18 protein-coding genes and 1 riboswitch are annotated in these 17,801 nt (G+C 51.7%); of the genes, 13 read left to right on the top strand and 5 right to left on the bottom strand.

What is annotated here, in order from left to right:
* The first annotated feature begins 127 nt into the window (after window positions 1-127).
* From AAC007_RS09790 to AAC007_RS09780, 3 genes are read left to right on the top strand one after another with little or no spacing between them, the layout of a single operon-like run.
* Window positions 128-1,147, top strand: a complete 1,020-nt coding sequence (locus AAC007_RS09790) for a phospholipase A (protein WP_339676344.1) — start codon at window positions 128-130, stop codon at window positions 1,145-1,147.
* Window positions 1,148-1,175: 28 nt separating this feature from the next.
* Window positions 1,176-1,826, top strand: coding sequence for a carbonic anhydrase (locus AAC007_RS09785; RefSeq protein WP_295876422.1), 651 nt, complete (start codon window positions 1,176-1,178; stop codon window positions 1,824-1,826).
* Between the two features lie 33 nt (window positions 1,827-1,859).
* Window positions 1,860-2,168: an MGMT family protein gene (locus tag AAC007_RS09780; protein WP_339676342.1), complete on the top strand. Its 309-nt coding sequence runs from the start codon at window positions 1,860-1,862 to the stop codon at window positions 2,166-2,168.
* Here the strand turns inward: AAC007_RS09780 and rrtA are convergent.
* The 3 genes from rrtA to AAC007_RS09765 form a co-directional block, all read right to left on the bottom strand.
* The gene (rrtA, locus tag AAC007_RS09775) at window positions 2,136-2,759 is read right to left on the bottom strand and encodes a rhombosortase (RefSeq protein WP_339676340.1); all 624 of its coding nucleotides are present in this window, start codon (window positions 2,757-2,759) and stop codon (window positions 2,136-2,138) included. The genes AAC007_RS09780 and rrtA overlap by 33 nt on opposite strands.
* A 111-nt stretch (window positions 2,760-2,870) precedes the next feature.
* The gene (locus AAC007_RS09770; protein ID WP_339676338.1) at window positions 2,871-4,379 is read right to left on the bottom strand and encodes an MFS transporter; all 1,509 of its coding nucleotides are present in this window, start codon (window positions 4,377-4,379) and stop codon (window positions 2,871-2,873) included.
* Between the two features lie 60 nt (window positions 4,380-4,439).
* On the bottom strand, window positions 4,440-4,922 hold the full coding sequence (locus AAC007_RS09765; RefSeq protein ID WP_219044318.1) for a YajQ family cyclic di-GMP-binding protein: 483 nt from the start codon (window positions 4,920-4,922) through the stop codon (window positions 4,440-4,442).
* 89 nt (window positions 4,923-5,011) lie between these two features.
* Between AAC007_RS09765 and AAC007_RS09760 the strand changes: the two genes are divergently transcribed.
* The 9 genes from AAC007_RS09760 to AAC007_RS09720 all read left to right on the top strand — a co-directional run bounded on the left by AAC007_RS09760 (window position 5,012) and on the right by AAC007_RS09720 (window position 14,591).
* Window positions 5,012-5,968: a 2-dehydropantoate 2-reductase gene (locus tag AAC007_RS09760; RefSeq protein ID WP_339676335.1), complete on the top strand. Its 957-nt coding sequence runs from the start codon at window positions 5,012-5,014 to the stop codon at window positions 5,966-5,968.
* A 45-nt stretch (window positions 5,969-6,013) separates the two neighbouring features.
* A riboswitch (cobalamin riboswitch) is annotated at window positions 6,014-6,191 on the top strand.
* An 89-nt stretch (window positions 6,192-6,280) separates the two neighbouring features.
* Window positions 6,281-8,152 (top strand): TonB-dependent receptor, encoded by a 1,872-nt coding sequence (locus AAC007_RS09755; RefSeq protein ID WP_339676333.1) that lies wholly within the window; start codon window positions 6,281-6,283, stop codon window positions 8,150-8,152.
* 72 nt (window positions 8,153-8,224) lie between these two features.
* Window positions 8,225-8,830 (top strand): cob(I)yrinic acid a,c-diamide adenosyltransferase, encoded by a 606-nt coding sequence (cobO, locus tag AAC007_RS09750; RefSeq protein WP_339676331.1) that lies wholly within the window; start codon window positions 8,225-8,227, stop codon window positions 8,828-8,830.
* Window positions 8,830-9,720 (top strand): cobalamin-binding protein, encoded by an 891-nt coding sequence (locus tag AAC007_RS09745; protein WP_339676328.1) that lies wholly within the window; start codon window positions 8,830-8,832, stop codon window positions 9,718-9,720. Before cobO ends, AAC007_RS09745 begins: the two co-directional genes overlap by 1 nt.
* A complete protein-coding gene (locus AAC007_RS09740) occupies window positions 9,707-10,711 on the top strand; it encodes an iron ABC transporter permease (RefSeq protein ID WP_296434387.1) in 1,005 nt (334 codons plus the stop codon). Before AAC007_RS09745 ends, AAC007_RS09740 begins: the two co-directional genes overlap by 14 nt.
* A 2-nt stretch (window positions 10,712-10,713) precedes the next feature.
* Window positions 10,714-11,484, top strand: coding sequence for an ABC transporter ATP-binding protein (locus AAC007_RS09735; RefSeq protein ID WP_339676327.1), 771 nt, complete (start codon window positions 10,714-10,716; stop codon window positions 11,482-11,484).
* 4 nt (window positions 11,485-11,488) lie between these two features.
* Complete coding sequence (gene bluB, locus AAC007_RS09730; RefSeq protein WP_339676324.1) at window positions 11,489-12,145, top strand: 5,6-dimethylbenzimidazole synthase; 657 nt, start codon at window positions 11,489-11,491, stop codon at window positions 12,143-12,145.
* Between the two features lie 297 nt (window positions 12,146-12,442).
* Window positions 12,443-13,882, top strand: a complete 1,440-nt coding sequence (locus tag AAC007_RS09725) for a cobyric acid synthase (protein WP_339676323.1) — start codon at window positions 12,443-12,445, stop codon at window positions 13,880-13,882.
* A gap of 373 nt (window positions 13,883-14,255) precedes the next feature.
* On the top strand, window positions 14,256-14,591 hold the full coding sequence (locus AAC007_RS09720; protein WP_219044327.1) for a type II toxin-antitoxin system HicB family antitoxin: 336 nt from the start codon (window positions 14,256-14,258) through the stop codon (window positions 14,589-14,591).
* 5 nt (window positions 14,592-14,596) lie between these two features.
* Here AAC007_RS09720 and AAC007_RS09715 read toward each other — a convergent pair whose 3' ends face one another.
* Entirely contained in the window at window positions 14,597-15,529 is a 933-nt protein-coding gene (locus tag AAC007_RS09715) for an alpha/beta hydrolase (RefSeq protein WP_339676322.1), read from the bottom strand.
* Between the two features lie 52 nt (window positions 15,530-15,581).
* Window positions 15,582-16,409 (bottom strand): SDR family NAD(P)-dependent oxidoreductase, encoded by an 828-nt coding sequence (locus AAC007_RS09710; RefSeq protein ID WP_296434394.1) that lies wholly within the window; start codon window positions 16,407-16,409, stop codon window positions 15,582-15,584.
* A 188-nt stretch (window positions 16,410-16,597) separates the two neighbouring features.
* Here AAC007_RS09710 and AAC007_RS09705 point away from each other — a divergent pair, with 188 nt between their 5' ends.
* Entirely contained in the window at window positions 16,598-17,758 is a 1,161-nt protein-coding gene (locus tag AAC007_RS09705; RefSeq protein ID WP_339676319.1) for a helix-turn-helix transcriptional regulator, read from the top strand.
* The last annotated feature ends 43 nt before the right edge of the window (window positions 17,759-17,801 follow it).

The raw sequence follows: 17,801 nt of genomic DNA, 5'->3' as shown, positions 1-17,801 counted from the left end.
ATTCAAGCACCCGCGCCAAAGTCAGGAAGGCAATGTGTCATAGCGTGTAAAAATCCGGTCACGAAAAGCCACTTTAGTTTACAATCGGCCCCGTCATAATAAATGTAACAAGGGGACTACGCACACCATGCGACTTGGCAAGTACTTCGCGCCGATACTCTTCACGGTGAGCCTGCTTGGCGTACATCAGGTTCAGGCACAAAGCACCCGCGAAGAAGCCGAATGCCTACAGCTGGCCGCGCAATCCGCAGCTGAGTCCACTACGGTAGGCGAGCTTCGTCATTTTTGTAATACGTCTGCCCTGGAATCAGATACCGAACCAAGCCAAGAAAATGAGCAAACCGGAATTCGACACAGTGGCGTCGTAGAAGAGCGATTTGCCCTAGAGCAATTCACGGTCGACAATCCCTTCGTGCTCACACCGCATCGCAGTAATTACATTTTAGCGGCGTCATACCGCGATGACATTTCTGACAACAGCAGCCTTCTTCCCAACAACAGTGCCGACGCCGACCGCGTCGAGCTTGAATTTCAGCTCAGTATTAAACTCACTGTTTGGCAACAAATTTTTGAAGACAATGGCTATCTTAGCGTCGGCTACACCAATCGCTCATTCTGGCAGGCTTATAACAGCGCCGCGTCAGCCCCGTTTCGCGAAACCAATCACGAGCCCGAACTGATGTTCACCCTAACGAACACCTGGGAGTGGATGGGCATTCGCAACGTTGCCAACCAAATAATTTTTAATCATCAATCCAATGGTCGCGGTGAACCTTTATCGCGGAGCTGGAATCGTATTATGCTAAACATGGTCTTTGAGCGGGATCGCTTTGCGATGACGTTCAAGCCCTGGTATCGACTACCGGAATCATCCAAAGACGATGACAACCCCGACATCGAAAAATACCTTGGCCATTTCGAATGGATGGGCATATATCAATGGCACAACAGAACCCTTAGCCTCATGCTGCGCAATAATTTGCGCAGCGAGAACAAAGGCGCCATCGAATTAGGCTGGAGCTTTCCGATTAGCTCGCGGGTCAAGGCCTATGTTAAGTACTTTAATGGCTACGGAGAGAGCCTGATTGAATACAATAACGCCATCGAAAGCTTCGGTATTGGCGTACTGATCAGCGACTGGCTATAAGCAAACCTCACATAACGGGAATCTACACATGATTACAGCTCAAGAAGCACTCGCGAGGCTAAAAGAAGGCAATGCCCGCTTTGTCAAAAATGTAAACAGCGACTTCGCCACCGTCATTCATAACAAGCGCCCAGAACTTGTCGAAACTCAAGCGCCTCTGGCCATCGTGCTAGGCTGTTCAGATGCCCGTGTGCCCGCCGAATTAGTTTTTGACCAGGGCCTTGGCGATCTATTTGTTATCCGCGTTGCCGGCAATGTCGTAGCGCCATCAGGCATTGGCAGCGTCGAGTTTGCAGCGCTTAGCTTTGGTACACCGCTTGTTGTCGTACTAGGTCACTCAAGCTGCGGCGCCATCTCAGCCACCGTTGACGTGCTCACCGGCAATAGCAAAATTCCGTCGCAAAACCTGCACTCGATTGTTAAACGTATTCGCCCTGCGGTTGAAACTCTGCTTTGCACTGAGTTGCGTCACGATCACAAAGCTTTAATTGAGCAGTCTGTGCGCGCCAATGTGAGAAGCTCAGTAGAACACCTGAGCAGCGGCTCACCCACACTGGAAAAATTAATTAGCGAAGGTAAGCTGATGGTAGTCGGCGCTGAATACTCCTTGGAAACCGGTGAAGTAGACTTCTTTTACGAAGATTATTGGGAGCGCACGCGCAACCTCGAAGCGGAATAATTCGCCCCTCGCGCGATTGCACGGAGGGCAGCAGTGAACGACGAAGCCATTCAACAAATCTACGCGGTGATTCACGGCGTCCCAGCGGGGCGCCTGTGCAGCTACGGCAAAGTTGCTGAACTTGCCGGCTTACCCGGTCAAGCCCGCTACGTTGGCCGCCTGCTAAGCCACCTTCCGAAAGACACCCGCCTACCCTGGTTTAGGATTGTGAATAGCCAAGGCAAAATTAGCTTACCACCGAACAGCGAGAGCTATCGACGTCAGCTGACGCACCTAATTGAAGAATCCAGTGCCGACGAATCTGGCAAACTATTTTGGCGGCAATGCCGCTGGCCTGATTAAACCCAGCGCAGCTTCACCCACACCAACCAGCACTCCGGCAAACACCCCCACAAAATGCGCTTCGACCGCCACCGGAACACCAATGCGCTCCGACACACCATCAACAGAATCAGGTACAAGATAATCTAATGATAATTTAGCGATAATGAGCACAAATAAGGACGCGCCCGCATAGGGGCGTCCGCGCCACATAGCCAAAGCACCTGCAATCAATACCCCATAAAGTGCCGCCGACACGCCTAAATAATACTCATATGACGGCAACAAAAAATGAATTAACACGCCAGTCATAAACGCGCAGCTCAATAAACTGAGGATGAAATCACGCTCGCCATACACAATCGACAGTAAGACTCTGCACAGCAGCAGCGCCGCCATATTCGAAAATAGATGGGAGTTATTATTGTGAACAAACTGCCCGCTGAATAGACGCCACCATTGACCGGAATCGACTAAATCACGCCGGTAAGATAAATCAACATACGAATGGCAAATATACAGCGCTACAAAAGCAACAATCAGCAGCGCCGTCGCCCAAAAACGAAAGCCGCCAAAACGGGAATGACTATTTATTATTTTTCCCTTTAACAAATTGGCACCCCATAAAGAATAATGACAGAACGCAATAAGTAGAATTATGTTCTCGCCGCTATTTCAATAAAAGCCCAGAGCTAATCGGCAGCGTCACGGGAAATGACAAGCCTACGCCGACGTCTCAATCCGCCGATTCAAATACCAAATCAGCACAATAACTGGCAGCCCCATCGCACCCGCAATCAAGAAGAACGACGAGTACCCCACCGACTCAACCACCGTCCCTGAATAACCACCCAACAACTTGGGAAACAGGGTCATAATCGAGCTAAACATCGCGTATTGAGTAGCGGTAAACGAGATATTGGTCAGGCTGGATAACCACGCGACGAACGCGGCAACAGCGACACCACCACTTAAATTATCGGCGGCGATGACCAGTGTTAATGCAAAAATATTCGCATCAACTCCCGCCAGCCACATAAACATTAAATTGGTGAGCGAGACCAAAATCGCCCCCAGCATTAGCACCCGCATCACGCCATACTTAAGGGTGAGGAAGCCGCCAAAGAAACTACCAACAATCGTCATCAGTACACCAAATATTTTGGTGACACTGGCAATTTCATCTTTGCTGTATCCCATGTCCTGATAAAAAACATTGGCGATAACGCCTAACACAATATCGGAAACACGATAGAATCCGATCAGTAGCAATACCCATATCGCCAGACTGCCATAGCGTTGAATGAAATCATTTATCGGTTGGGTATAACTTTCAGACACCAAGCTGCGATTCACAAAGCCGAACCCGGTCAGCACGCGAAATACCACCAAGGCAGCAGCTGCCGCCAAGATCAAACTCAATGCCCCATAGACAAAACTCAGTAAATACTGGCCAGGTCCCTCAAACCATTGGGGTGACGGCGGCACGATAAACAACACCGCTACAAAGGCCGCGACAGAGAGGGCAAAACCAATAAAAAACCGCAGGTAATCGCCGGTAGGATAATGGTACGGACTCCGACCCGACTCCGGCTCGGCAATCAACAAGGTGGTAAGCACCCCCACGCCCATCACCGCCGCCATACACAAGTATGTGTTGCGCCACGCGTCGTAATGATACACATCGCTGGTACTGCCAAAAAACTGGGCCAGATATAGTGCACCCGCGCCGGCGGCAATCATGCCAATCCGGTAGCCGGCGATATACGTCGATGAAAGTAAGGCCTGTAAACGGGCATCGGCAGATTCAATCCGAAACGCATCGATCACCACATCCTGTGTCGCCGCAGAAAAGCCCAGCAACACGGCGGCAACCGCCATCATCTGCAATTGCTGTTGAGGATCGGTTAAGGCCATCAGACAAATGGCCGCAATCACCCCCAGCTGGGCCAATAACAGCCAGCTGCGCCGTCGCCCCATCGCCGCACTAAGCAAGGGCAGCGGCAATTTATCGACCAGCGGCGCCCAGACAAACTTGAATGAAAACCCCAGCGCTGCCCAGCTAAAGTAGGTAACTTCAGCCCGACTGACTCCGGCTTCCCGCAACCATAGCGACAAACTGGAAAAAATCAGCAGCAGGGGAACCCCCGCCGAGAAGCCGAGAAACACCATAATCCAGACGGGTTTTTGTCGCCACCAGACCAGATCGACTAGCTCTTCCTGATGACTCACGAGCTTACTACCACTGCAATACTCACCGTAAGGCGCATTAAGCTCTCCAGTAACGGGCTATCAATCTCTAAAGTTTGTGTACTGCAAAGGCTGATCTAACTCCTCAGCACGCAACAAGGCCATCACTTGCTGAAGGTCGTCGCGCTTTTTGCCTGTCACTCGCACTTGCTCATCTTGAATTTGGCTCTGTACTTTAATTTTGCTTTCTTTAATCAATTTTACAATTTTACGCGCCACGTCGGAGGTCAGACCGCTTTGCATAGTAACCAGCTGCTTTACCTGCTTGCCCGCGCCTTTTACATCACCCAGCTCCATCGCCAGCGGGTCGATCTTCACCTTAACCAGGGCCGCGCGCAATAGATCTTCCATTTGCTGCAACTGAAACTCCGCCTCGGCGAACATAGTCACGGTCAGTGCATCGCGCTCAAAGCGCGCATCCACACCTTTAAAATCAAAACGCGTCTCTATGACCCGTCCTGCCTGATCAACGGCATTGGTAAAAACGTGGAGATCCACTTCTGAGACAATATCAAACGCTGGCATAGCCTAGTTTCCTTTGTTATGTTGCGGTCGGCAGTTTAGCATCCCCGGATAAGCGACAAAACGTCTCACTGCGTCATAAAGGCCGTCTTATGGTAAAAGCCAGTCTATCGCCAGCGTCAGAACGCACTCTGTACATTTTAGGAGCGGGAGCGATCGGCAGTCTGTGGGCAGCATATGGCTATCAGGCGGGTGCGGATATTCGCCTTATTCTTCGCGATCAAGATACGCTTGATCACTACCGACAACACGGCGGCATTCGCCTAATCAGCGCAAATCAAACGTGGCTTTGCCCTATACCAGCGGACTGCCCCGAAAGTATTTCGACGCCAATTCAGCATCTATTAATTACTACCAAGGCTCAGCAAACTCTGGACGCACTGCGCAGTATAAAACCCCATATCGCAGCGCAAGCCGTCATGGTTTTACTTCAAAACGGCCTGGGGATTGTCGAGCAAATTCGACGAGAGTTTCAAAATGCCACCGTACTCCAAGGCTCAACCACCGAAGCTTGCTATCAGCAAAATCGCTTTGAATATGTGCATGCCGGCCACGGCCATACCTTTATTGGCAGTACCGAAAATGACCAGCGCACGGTGCTTTTAGAACTTGCCGAATCCCTTTCTTTTCCGCCTTTGCAGCTTAGTGTCAGCGACAATATTGACGCGGTGCTATGGCGCAAGCTCGCCATAAACTGTGTCATCAACCCGCTAACCGTCATTCACCGTTGCCGCAATGGTGAACTGTTAAATAGCCCAGAGCGTCGCGCTCAGATTCAGCAAATCGTCAATGAAATACTGGCGCTCAGTTCAGTCCTGGGTCGCAGCGAGTGGGTGGCAAACCTGTATGAACTCGTCACCGAGGTTGCCACCACCACCGCCGCCAATCGCTCGTCGATGCTGCAGGATGTGGAAGCTGGCCGCGATACCGAAATTGACGCCATCACCGGCTACGTCTGCCAACTCGCTGAGCAGCACAACACGCCAGCGCCCATGAACCGACAACTACTAGACGACATTAAACGCCTTCCTAAAATCACTCGGTGCTGAAAACACCAGCCACGCTAATTTGACAAACCCCCAGCGCAGTTTTAGAGTGCGCGCCAAGTAACAGGTGCTCTGCGCCCCTTCTACAGGGTCAATGAGTTAAACGGGAAGTCAGGTGCGCGAACTCTAACGAGTCTCCGCAATGCCGACGCTGCCCCCGCAACGGTAAGCAATTTCAGTTTTCTGAAGTGCGAGCCCGGAACCGGCCTTTACTGATTCACCCGATGAAGCGGAGGGCTCCATCAGCGGTCGTATACTTGTATATAGCCCCTACCCCTCCCTCATTGCTTCCTTTTATAGCTTTGAGGTTACACAATGAACAAAACCACCCTTGCTGCTGTTAGCAGTATTTTTACCCTTGCCACGTCACCGCTTTTTGCGGCTGATGAATCCCATATAGAAACTACCATCGTCACGGCGACGCGCACCGAGCAATCGGTGGCGGATATTCTGGCGCCGGTCACGGTCTTTGAGCGCGCTGATATCGAACGCATTCAGCCCAACGACCTGCAAGAGTTGCTGTCCCGCGCTGTTGGCGTCAGCTTTGTTCGCAACGGCGGGCGCGGCGCTAGCACCAGCCTGTTTTTGCGCGGCAATCAAAGTAACCATACTCTGTTAATGATCGACGGTGTACGCATCGGTTCGGCCACCAACGGTGCACCCGCCCTCACCAATATACCGCCGGAATTGATAGAGCGCGTCGAGATTGTGCGCGGCTCGCGCTCCAGCCTATACGGTTCAGAAGCCATTGGTGGCGTAATCAATATCATTACCCGCAAATACCACGACACCGACGGGCTCAAACCAATGATTCAACTTGGGGTGGGCACCCAAGGCAGCCGCAAGGCACTCGTCGCCGTGAGCGGCGGCAATGAGCAGACCCAAGCTAATATCAGCGTCTTGCGTGAAGAAACCGACGGTGTTGACAATACTGCCAGCAAAGCCGGCGTCAGTGGCGACAAAGACGCCTTTGAGCAAACCGCTATCAACGCCACCTTCAGTCATAAAATCAACGACGCCGCAGAATTATTTGCGCTCTATCAAAACAGTAAAACCGAAAGCGACTATGACAATAACTGTCGGGCTGGCGGCGTGACCTATGCGTGCTCGCCATACACCGAGGCCGAAGTCGGCATCGCCAATATTCGCGGCGAATTCCGCCCGCTAGATAGCTGGCTCCTGACCTTGTCAGCCGGCGAGTCCAAAGATCAATCGACTATCAACTATCGCTACGTTGACCCCGCTGCCATTGGCGTCAATGGCGACACGTTTGACACCACACGCCGTATCTACAGCCTGCAGAACGATGTCATGATTGGCGAACACCATGTCCTTACCGTCGGTGCCGAGCGCTCGCTGGATCACGTCGAAAGCAACCTTAGTTACGGCGAAGTGGACCGCGGCAATAAGGGCGTTTACGCACAGTGGCAAGGTGATTTTGGCGCCCTTGACGCACTGATCGGTTTTCGCAAAGACGACAATGACCAGTTCGGCAAGAACGAAACCAAAAATGTGTCGGTGGGATACGACTTAGTCGACGAGATCAAACTTATTGGCTCGTACGGCGAAGGCTACAACGCGCCAACGTTTAACGACTTGTACTACCCCTTTTACGGTGTCGATACCTTAAACCCAGAGACATCAAAGAATATCGAGTTGGAATTACGCGGCAATCACCAATGGGGTGACTGGGGTGTCGCTCGCTTTGAAAACAAAGTCGACAACCTGATTCAATACAACCCTGCCACCTTTGGCCCGGACCAAATCGAAGGTGCTGAAATAAAAGGCTGGGAATTCAGTGTTGCGAGCGAAATCTTGGACTGGAGCGTCAAAGCCAATATCAGCTTACTCGACGCCATCGATGCAAATTCCGGTTTGGATCTGCGCCGCCGCGCCGACAAACAAGCCAACCTCGACCTCGGCCGCGAATGGCAGAAATGGGGTGTGAATGGCAGCTTACGACTGGTGAGCAGCCGCTTTGAAGACACCGCCAACACCGACGAACTCGGTGGTTACGGCTTAGTCGACAGCTCGGTGTCTTACCGTGTAAACGAAGAAGTAAAACTACAACTGGCACTGAAAAACATCTTTGACAAAGAATACGTCAGCGCACGTAGTTTTAGCTTTGGTGACTACCTTTCAATCGGCCGTGAAGCGATGTTAAGCATCACTTACACACCAAAATAAAGGTATCATTCACCGCTCACACAATCTGCGCTGTAACACGGCGCAGATTTGACTCAGCAATCAGGAGCCATCATGACGCTTAATGACGAAGAAAAGCACCAAAAGCGAATGCAGATTAAAAAAGCCATGATCGACGAAAAAGTCGCCAAGGCCACTGAAGAGCGCGGCGTGTTAATCGTATTAAGCGGTCCCGGCAAGGGCAAATCCAGCTCCGGTTTTGGCACGATTATTCGCGCCATCGGTCACGGCTATAAAACCGCAATTGTGCAATTTATCAAAGGTACGTGGGACTGCGGCGAGCGCAACTTTATTCAGCAGCGCTGCCCCGAAGTCCCCTTCATTGTGATGGGTTCTGGCTTTACTTGGGAAACCCAAAATAAAGAACAGGATCGCGAAGCAGCCCAGCAAGCCTGGCAGCAAACCAAAGTTTTATTACAAGATGAATCCATCCATCTCGTTCTGCTAGATGAACTTACCTATATTTTAAAATACGGCTATATCGATGCCGAAGAAGTATACCAGGCACTGCGCAATCGCCCCCGCGAGCAAAGTGTGATCATCACCGGTCGCGGCGCCCCAGTACCCCTCAAAGAATTGGCCGACACAGTGTCGATGATCGACGACAAAAAGCACGCCTTCCGCGGCGGCATTAAGGCCCGCAAAGGCGTGGAGTGGTAATGGGTCGCTCCTTAACACTAGTCTGCACACTACTGCTTGGCAGCGTGCTGATCTCGGCGCAGGCCCGTGCGAAAGTCTGCGTCACAGACGACAGCGACGCCCAGCTCTGCTTGCTCAAAACAGCGCAGCGAATAATCGCGCTTTCGCCCGGTGCTACCGAATTAGTTTATGCCGCTGGCGCTGGCGACAAATTAGTCGCTGCGGTTAGCTTTAGCGACTACCCCGACGCGGCAAAGAAATTACCCCGTGTCGGCAGCTACAACCGCTTTGACCAAGAAGCCATTCTCGCCCTTAAACCCGATTTATTAATTGGCTGGCTCAGCGGTAATCCCCGCGAGCAACTATCACAACTACAGACCTTGGGAATGCCCATTTACTACAGTGAACTGCGCTCCTTTGAAGACGTTGCCAACTCGCTTGAACGCTTTGGAAAATTAGCTGGCACCACAAACACCGCAAATACTGCTGCCGCCGATTTTCGCTACGGCATCAAAAAATTGCGCGAGCGCTACGCCAAGGCATCAGAAGTAAGTGTGTTCCAGCAAATTTGGATAAACCCCCTGATGACCGTCAACAATGAACACATCATCAGCGAGGCGACCCGCATTTGCGGCGGTGTAAATGTGTTTGGCGATCTGCCAAATTTAACCGCACGCATCGACAATGAAGCGGTACTTGCCGCCAACCCAGAGGCCATTATCGCCGGTGGCATGGGGGAAGAAAATCACGACTGGCTGAAGGACTGGCGGCGCTTTAGCGGCTTAACTGCGGTGAGAAAAGATAATTTATTTTTTATTCCCCCCTCCACGCTGCAACGACCTACGCCGCGTTTATTGCAAGGCACCACTCTGCTCTGCGAACACCTGGACACCGCACGTGGCCGGCGCTAAAAGTAACAATAACACTACATCACTGCCGCGTTTTTTTACGCCGCTGTTGGTGCTGTTTGTTTTCACGCTCGGCACTTTAACGCTGGCCATCACCACTGGCAGCGTACACATTTCTAATCAAGAACTGTGGCAAGTTTTACATGGCGGCGGAGAACCGCTGCATCGCACTCTCGTTTTCGAACTGCGTTTGCCTCGCGCACTATCTGCCTTTGCCGCTGGCGGCTTGCTCGCCGTTGCCGGTGCCTTAATGCAGGTTTTATTGCGCAACCCCCTGGCCGACCCCTACGTGCTCGGCCTGTCTGGTGGTGCCGCCGTCGGCGCCTTGCTCGCCATGCTCAGTGGATTAAGCGCCGCCGCCGTATCAGGCTCGGCCTTTATCGGCGCCATGATCTCAGCCGTTACCGTCTTTGGTCTCGCCCACGGCACCGGCAGTTGGACACCCACCCGCTTATTACTCACCGGCGTGGTTATCGCCTCTGGCTGGGGCGCAGCTATTACCTTTATGTTGGCGGTCAGCCCCAGCGATCAACTGCCGGGCATGCTTTACTGGTTGATGGGCGACCTCGCCTATGCGCGCTCCCCGTGGATGGCATTAACCGTATTAGCGATCATTTCTGTCGTTATGTTGCCCTTGGGCCGGAGCTTAAATGTGTTAGCTCGGGGCCAAATGCAGGCATCCGCCTTGGGCGTGTCGGTTCGGCCGCTGGAATGGACGATTTATATTTCCGCCAGCTTGCTTACCGCGTTTGCCGTGACGACGGCAGGCAGCATTGGCTTTGTGGGCTTGATCGTCCCCCATATGCTGCGACTGGTATTGGGTAATGACCAACGCCTGATTTTACCCGCAGCAGCGCTTGCCGGTGGCGCACTATTAACACTGGCCGACACCTTGGCGCGGACTCTGATTGCACCAGAGCAGTTACCCGCTGGTGTCATTACCGCGCTGATTGGCGTACCCAGTTTCTTGTATTTACTGCACCGGAGTCGCTGAACATGCTGGCCGCGACTGATCTCGTTATTGATATTCCGGAACGCAAAAGTGGAACACCGCTTTCATTTGACGTTAAAGCCGGCGAAATTTGGGGCATACTCGGCCCCAACGGCGCTGGCAAAACCACCTTGCTGCACACCCTGGCGGGGCTGAAAAAGCCGCGGGCGGGCAGCGTTAATTTAAACAATCACAACATTCAAAATTTGCGCCGCAAGCAGGTCGCCCAGCAATTGGCGGTGGTGTTTCAAAATAACGGCGAAGGCTTTCCGGCCACCGTATTAGAAACCGCCATGATTGGGCGCCACCCCTTTATTGCACCGTGGGATATTGAAACCGCAGACGACCTTGCCATCGCGCGCCAGGCCTTGCAGAAATTAGAACTGAGCAATTTAGAATCACGCCTCGTCAGCACCCTGTCCGGCGGCGAACGCCAGCGTCTCGCCATCGCCACAGCACTTAGCCAAAGTCCCAAGCTGTGGTTAGCCGATGAACCCAGCAACCACCTTGATTTAAAACACCAAGTGCAGATTATGGGGCTACTTGCCGAGCAAGCAGAAACGGGATGCGGTGTTATTCTCTGCCTGCACGATTTGAATCTCGCCGCGCATTGGTGCGATAAAATACTGCTACTTTATCCCAACGGCGAAGCGTGTTGGGGCGACGCCAATGCTATGCTGACAGTTCCCGCACTAGAGCGCCTCTACGACCAAAAACTCAGCATGATCAGCAGTGAAGGCCAAACTTATTTCATGCCCATTAGCAGTAGGACATAGCACAGTGACGGAGCCAGAAAACACATTGCGCTATAACGACCAGGATCGCGACACCGTGTATCGCGTCATGGCCGAACGCCGCGACATGCGCCACTTCAGCGGCGGGCAGGTAGACTCAGCTACCTTAAAGAAATTACTCGCGGCCGCTCACCTCGCCCCCAGTGTTGGCTTTATGCAGCCCTGGCGATTTATTCGAATTAGCAAAGCCGAATTGCGCGAAAGTATTTATCAACTAGTTCAAGACGAAAGAATTAAAACCGCGCAGGCCCTTGATGAACGCGAAGACGAGTTCATGCGCTTAAAAGTTGAGGGGGTGCGAGACTGCGCCGAACTGCTAGTGGTGTGTTTAATGGGTGGCCGCGAAAAACATATCTTTGGCCGCCGCACCCTACCCGAAATGGATTTAGCCTCCGCGTCCTGCGCCATTCAAAATCTGTGGCTGGCTGCCCGAGCTGAAGGCCTAGGTATGGGCTGGGTATCGCTATTCGATCCAGATTCATTACAAAGTTTGCTCAATATGCCCGAAGGCAGTCGCGCCATTGCCGTGCTGTGCCTTGGCCCCGTTAAAACATTTTATCCGCGCCCCATGTTAGAAACCGAGCAATGGGCGGCGCGCAAAAATATTGATGAACTGATTATGCAAGATGGATGGCAGGATTAGGTCGGAAGTCGGAAGTCGGAAGTCGGAAGTCGGAAGTCGGAAGTCGGAGATTAGACACGGTGGCTGCAGAACGCAGGATGGGAGACGGGGAGCCCTAAAAACTTCGTTATACGCCAAACTTCGATGTAGGTTGGGTTAAGCGAAGCGAAACCCAACAATCGGGATATACCACCTATTAACCCTAGTTTCGTGCCACACCCCATGTTGGGTTTCGCTTTGCTCTTCCCAACCTACGAGCAACCAGCGACGCGACGGCGACCCACGGAACATGCCAATGGAATTAAGTGACACACAACCATGACCTTAACATTAATGATTCAAGGCACTACCTCAGACGCCGGCAAAAGTGTCACCGTCGCGGGACTGTGCCGGGTATTTAAACGGCGTGGTTTGAGTGTGGCACCTTTCAAGCCGCAAAACATGGCTTTAAACAGTGCGGTCACACCAGAAGGCGGCGAGATCGGTCGCGCCCAAGCCGTGCAAGCCCAGGCCTGCGGCCTACTCCCCCACACCGATATGAATCCGGTCTTACTCAAACCCAATAGCGACACCGGCGCCCAGGTCATCATCCACGGCAAAGCGCTGAGCAATATGGAAGCGCAGGACTATCACGACTATAAAAAGCGCGCCATGAGCGCGGTATTAGAGTCACACCAACGCCTGAGTAACCAGTACGACGTGATTGTCGTTGAGGGCGCAGGTAGCCCTGCCGAAATTAACTTACGCGCCAACGACATTGCCAATATGGGCTTTGCCGAAGCGGTGGACTGCCCCGTTGTTATCGTTGCCGACATTGATCGCGGCGGTGTATTCGCTCACCTTGTCGGCACGCTGGATTTACTTTCCGAAACAGAACAGGCACGGGTAAAAGGCTTTATCATAAATCGCTTTCGCGGCGATATTGCCCTTCTCCAATCGGGGCTCGACTGGCTAGAAGAACGCACTGGCAAAAAAGTCATTGGCGTGGTGCCTTATATTCACGACCTGCACTTAGAAGCTGAAGACGCCATCGACAGGCGCCAGCAGGTGTCTAACAATGCCATTAAAGTGGTTGTGCCAGTACTCACCCGCATCAGCAACCACACCGACTTCGACGTGCTGCGGCTACACCCTCAAGTCGACCTGTGCTTTGTCGGCAAAGGCGAAGCCATTCCGCCCTGCGATCTAATCATACTTCCAGGCAGTAAAAGCACCCGCCGCGACCTCGACTATTTACGCAGCAATAACTGGGACGCAGACATCAGTAAACATCTGCGCTACGGCGGCAAAGTGCTGGGTATTTGTGGTGGCTTCCAAATGCTGGGCAAGGCCGTTCACGACCCAGACGGCATTGAAGGCGACGCAGGCTCAAGTTCTGGCTTAGGCTTTCTCGACATGGAAACCACCCTCGGCAGCGAGAAAACCCTGCGCAGAGTAAGCGGTCAACTGATCGGCAGTGGCGCAAAAATCAGTGGCTACGAAATTCACGCCGGTATCAGCTCCGGTCCGGCCCTAAACAATGCCTTCGCAGATTTAATTAGCCATCAAGACGGCTGCCGCAGCGACGACGGTCACATCATCGGCAGCTATTTGCACGGCCTCTTTGATGAAAGCGAAACCCGCAATGAGTTACTGAGCTGGGCTGGTGCAAAAGAGATCGAAGACCTCGACTACGCCGGCGTTATTGAAAGCAATATTGAGCGCCTTGCGGATTGCCTAGAAGCGCATTTGGATATCGATGCGCTGCTAGCATATTAAGTATCCGTCTCATTTAGAACAAAACACACTACGCAGTAAAGCTGTCACTCAAGATATTAAGCCGAATGAAAATACCCACCTTCAAATATTGATGCGATATCATTTAATGATATCATTCACCCCGTGAACTCAAAGCAAAAGCGTACTTTGACTGCGATATTTAGTGATCCGGCATCACCACTTTGGCATGGAAGGATATCGAATTCCTTTTTATCTCTCTTTCTGTAGATGTCATTGAGGGAAGCGGTTCACGTGTCAGGTTTCATAAAGACGGGCACATTGCCTCCTTTCACAGACCACACCCCAAAAAGGAAGCAAAACCATATCAAGTCAAAGACGCACGAACTTTTCTTAAACAACTAGGAGTAGAGCCATGAGCAAATCCTTGGTCTATGAAGGTTATGCTGCTCGTATTGAATTTAGTTCAGAAGATGAATGTTTTATTGGTCATATTGCCGGCATAAAAGACGTTGTCGGCTTTCATGGCGAAAGTGTTTCTGAGCTCAAAGCTGCATTTGAAGAAGCCGTTAATGACTATTTGGAGACCTGTAATAGAGTGGGTAAGGAGCCTCAAAAGCCCTATTCGGGAAAATTAATGCTTCGACTTCGCCCTGAAATTCACGCGGCAATTGCTACCGCGGCTGAATTGAGCGGGCAAAGCATAAATCAGTGGGCATCAGAGGCGCTCAATAGAGAGGCTAGCCTGTAAAATGGCTAAGCCCCAAACAAACCCACAAGCACTTCTCTCCCCTTGGGAATAAAATCGGCAAAGCTGCAGAAGCCGTGTATCTGTCCAGCCACGCTTTGATAATCGACATGATTACCTTCGGCCGCCAATCTATCGGCGTACAACTTGCCTTCATCGCAGAGGGGATCGTACTCAGCAGTCACAATAACCGCCGGCGGCAAGTTCGCAAGATCAGCCGCCAACAAATCAACATAGGGACTTAGGGCATTTGCGGTGTCGCCAAGGTAGTGCTGCCAGAACCACTGCATTTGTTCTCGAGTTAAAAAGTAGCCTTCAGCAAATTTATGGTGTGAGTCAGTATCACAATGAGGCGATGTGACCGGATACAGCAGAATTTGTTTTTGTATCGCCGGGCCTTGGCGGTCGCGGCTAAGCAAACACAATAGCGCCGCTAAATTGCCGCCCGCGCTATCGCCGCATACCGATATCGCCGCGGCATCAACACCCAAAGTCTCGGCCTCTTGTGACAGCCATAACAGTGCGCGGTAAGCATCTTCCGGTGCAGCAGGAAAACGCGCTTCCGGTGCCAAGCGGTAGTCGACCGACACCACAACCGCGCCACTGGCGTTGCAGAGCGTTCTGCACATGCCGTCGTGGGTATCCAGATCGCAGCCGACAAAACCGCCGCCGTGAAAAAATATTAGCGCTGGCAGCGCGCCGATAACATCGGCCGAACTGGCTGGATAATATAGGCGAACTCCGATGGGATCTTTACTACCAGCTTCATTGTCTTTCGCAGGTAGAGGAATCAGGGTATTCACTACCTTCAACACTGCCTCACTATTTTCTGACAATGGCAGGGTCTGTGCGCGCATCATCTCAGGAGTGAGATCAGCTAGCGCCACGCTAGGCTGAGTGCGCATATATTCCAATAATACTTTTACTTCCGGGGCTAACATCCGCACTCCTCTATTATTCTATTTACAACTATTTTTAATTTAAGCACGATATTTAATCGCAGATCACTTGCTCAAAAATGGGGTTTCGCTCATTCGCCAAGGCATCTGCCTTGGCAAGGTATGCCGGCTTAAAATCTGGATGTGTGAATATCCAAAATGCCCCGCGCTCGATCGCGTCAAACACCTGCTCGGCCACGTCATCTGCCGACATTCCCGCTTGAATACCGCTGCGCAAAAAATCATTTAATTGTTTAGCAGTGCCGTGCTGCGCGCCACCAATATCGATCGCATCCATAATATTGCTGTCAACCTGCGCGGGGCAAAGCACCGACACGCCGATTTCCGAACCCTGGCTTTGCAGGTCATATAGTAAACTCTCTGACAGCGACACCAGAGCGTGCTTACTCGCACTATAGGGCGCCATCATCGGCGAACTTAGTAAGCCAGCCAAGGATGAGGTATTCACAATATGGGCGGGCGACGCCTGCATCAGCATTCGGGGCACAAATTCGTGTATGCCATAAACAGCACCCATGAGATTGATATTTATTGTCTTCTGCCACTCAGCGATGCCGCACTCCCAACTCAAGCCATTGATCATGATACCGGCGTTATTGAAGAGTAAGTTAACTTGGCCATAATGAGAGTAGGCGAGGTCGGCTAAGGCCTTAATTTGACTGGGATCGGAGACGTCGCACACCATAATCTGGTGATCAATCTTGCGCCCCTGCAAATCTTTACTCAATGACTCAAGCCTCGCCTGACTAATATCGGCAGCGACAATACGTATATTTCTGGCCGCGCAAATATTGACTAAACCCAATCCAATTCCACTCGCCGCGCCGGTAATCACCGCAACCTGTTGTCCATCTATAAGCATAGATCTCCGTCCTACCTGTCTAACATTATTGTGCAAAGTAGCAATGTGCCGTTCTCAAGCAAAACATTCATCGTCGAGATGGACTATTACATACCTCCACTTTAGGGCTATGCTATATTTCTTACCCTACAATCGCAGCAAGCAATACCCAATAAACAATAGTGCATATAATAAGCGAGCCCATCGACATGGCCACAAACGATAGTGCTGCGTACGACTTAAACACCTTCAGCAGTCTTTTAGAGAGCATTTACAAAGGTTTAGACGAGACTCCACTTTGGCAGACCTTTCTACGCAAATTACGCGAAGAAATGAATGCCAATATCTGCTTTCTCATCCTACGAAACCCCAACCCCGGTGATCTGGGCTTATTACTGAATGACGGCCTACCACCACACTTATCTGGCAGCCCAAATAATGTCTATAGTGATGGGCTATATGCCACCGACCCCTTTTCAAACCTCCCTACCGGGCAAGTCACCACTCTTGAAGAATTTGTGCCTACCGAGCAGCTTTTGCGCAGCGAGTTCTATTTGCGCTGTATGAAGCCCTTTGATTTGCTACACATCCTTGGCGTCGACATTCAGCTGGCCGAGGGCCTCCGGGTGAGCCTGCGAATAACCCGCGGTGTCAATTCGCCCTGCTTTACTGCGCAGGATAAAGACAAAATAGCTCTACTGATTCCGCATCTACACCAGGCAATTCCGCTCTACGCCAGACTCCAGCAAATGGAATCAGAGCGCTCTCTGCTAGACCGCACTGTGTCACAGCTTTCCCTTGGCACCGTCATCCTCGATGACAACCGCCACGTGCTCCACTGCAACGCGGTCGCAGATCGCATCCTTACTGAAAAAGACGGAATTTGCAGCAAAGACCGACAAGTACTTGTTACCCACGGCAGCGAGGCAAGCCATTTTCGGCAGTTACTAAATAGCGCCATCGACGCGCACAAACAAAATAAACCGCATATTGTGCAAGCTATGGCCATTAGCCGCGCCGCTGGGCGGCTGCCCTTAAATATTGTGATTCGCTCTATGCCTCAAGTGAGTCAGGTGGACGGACAAACCGTGGCTGCTGTCGCCATTTTTATCAGCGACCCAGAATACAAATCGCAAACCTCGGCTGAAATGCTAGGACAGCTGTACGGCTTAACACCTGCAGAATCGAGGCTAGCGATGGCATTGGCAGATGGTCAAAGCTTAGAAGACGCGAGCAATAACCTGCATATCAGTCGCAATACCGCGCGCGCTCATCTGCGCGCCATATTTGCCAAAACCGGCGTCACCCAGCAAACCATGTTGGTGAGCCTTCTACTAAAAAGTGTCGCGGCGTTTACAGCGAATAAATAAATCAAACCTTGTCATGTCAAATAGTTGATCTGGACGATTTAAC

The sequence above is a fragment of the uncultured Zhongshania sp. genome, from assembly GCF_963975605.1.
Taxonomy (GTDB): Bacteria; Pseudomonadota; Gammaproteobacteria; order Pseudomonadales; family Spongiibacteraceae; genus Spongiibacter; species Spongiibacter aquimaris.
This window is presented reverse-complemented; position numbering and strand designations above follow the sequence as displayed.

Bases quoted from the DNA above. Each gene is read 5' to 3' on its own strand.
- AAC007_RS09705 (WP_339676319.1), top strand. From the start codon at position 16,598: ATGGCCACAAACGATAGTGCTGCGTACGACTTAAACACCTTCAGCAGT.
- AAC007_RS09710 (WP_296434394.1), bottom strand. From the start codon at position 16,409: ATGCTTATAGATGGACAACAGGTTGCGGTGATTACCGGCGCGGCGAGT.
- AAC007_RS09715 (WP_339676322.1), bottom strand. From the start codon at position 15,529: ATGTTAGCCCCGGAAGTAAAAGTATTATTGGAATATATGCGCACTCAG.
- AAC007_RS09725 (WP_339676323.1), top strand. From the start codon at position 12,443: ATGACCTTAACATTAATGATTCAAGGCACTACCTCAGACGCCGGCAAA.
- AAC007_RS09755 (WP_339676333.1), top strand. From the start codon at position 6,281: ATGAACAAAACCACCCTTGCTGCTGTTAGCAGTATTTTTACCCTTGCC.
- AAC007_RS09790 (WP_339676344.1), top strand. From the start codon at position 128: ATGCGACTTGGCAAGTACTTCGCGCCGATACTCTTCACGGTGAGCCTG.
- AAC007_RS09760 (WP_339676335.1), top strand. From the start codon at position 5,012: ATGGTAAAAGCCAGTCTATCGCCAGCGTCAGAACGCACTCTGTACATT.
- AAC007_RS09720 (WP_219044327.1), top strand. From the start codon at position 14,256: ATGAGCAAATCCTTGGTCTATGAAGGTTATGCTGCTCGTATTGAATTT.
- AAC007_RS09745 (WP_339676328.1), top strand. From the start codon at position 8,830: ATGGGTCGCTCCTTAACACTAGTCTGCACACTACTGCTTGGCAGCGTG.
- AAC007_RS09735 (WP_339676327.1), top strand. From the start codon at position 10,714: ATGCTGGCCGCGACTGATCTCGTTATTGATATTCCGGAACGCAAAAGT.
- AAC007_RS09765 (WP_219044318.1), bottom strand. From the start codon at position 4,922: ATGCCAGCGTTTGATATTGTCTCAGAAGTGGATCTCCACGTTTTTACC.
- AAC007_RS09785 (WP_295876422.1), top strand. From the start codon at position 1,176: ATGATTACAGCTCAAGAAGCACTCGCGAGGCTAAAAGAAGGCAATGCC.
- cobO (WP_339676331.1), top strand. From the start codon at position 8,225: ATGACGCTTAATGACGAAGAAAAGCACCAAAAGCGAATGCAGATTAAA.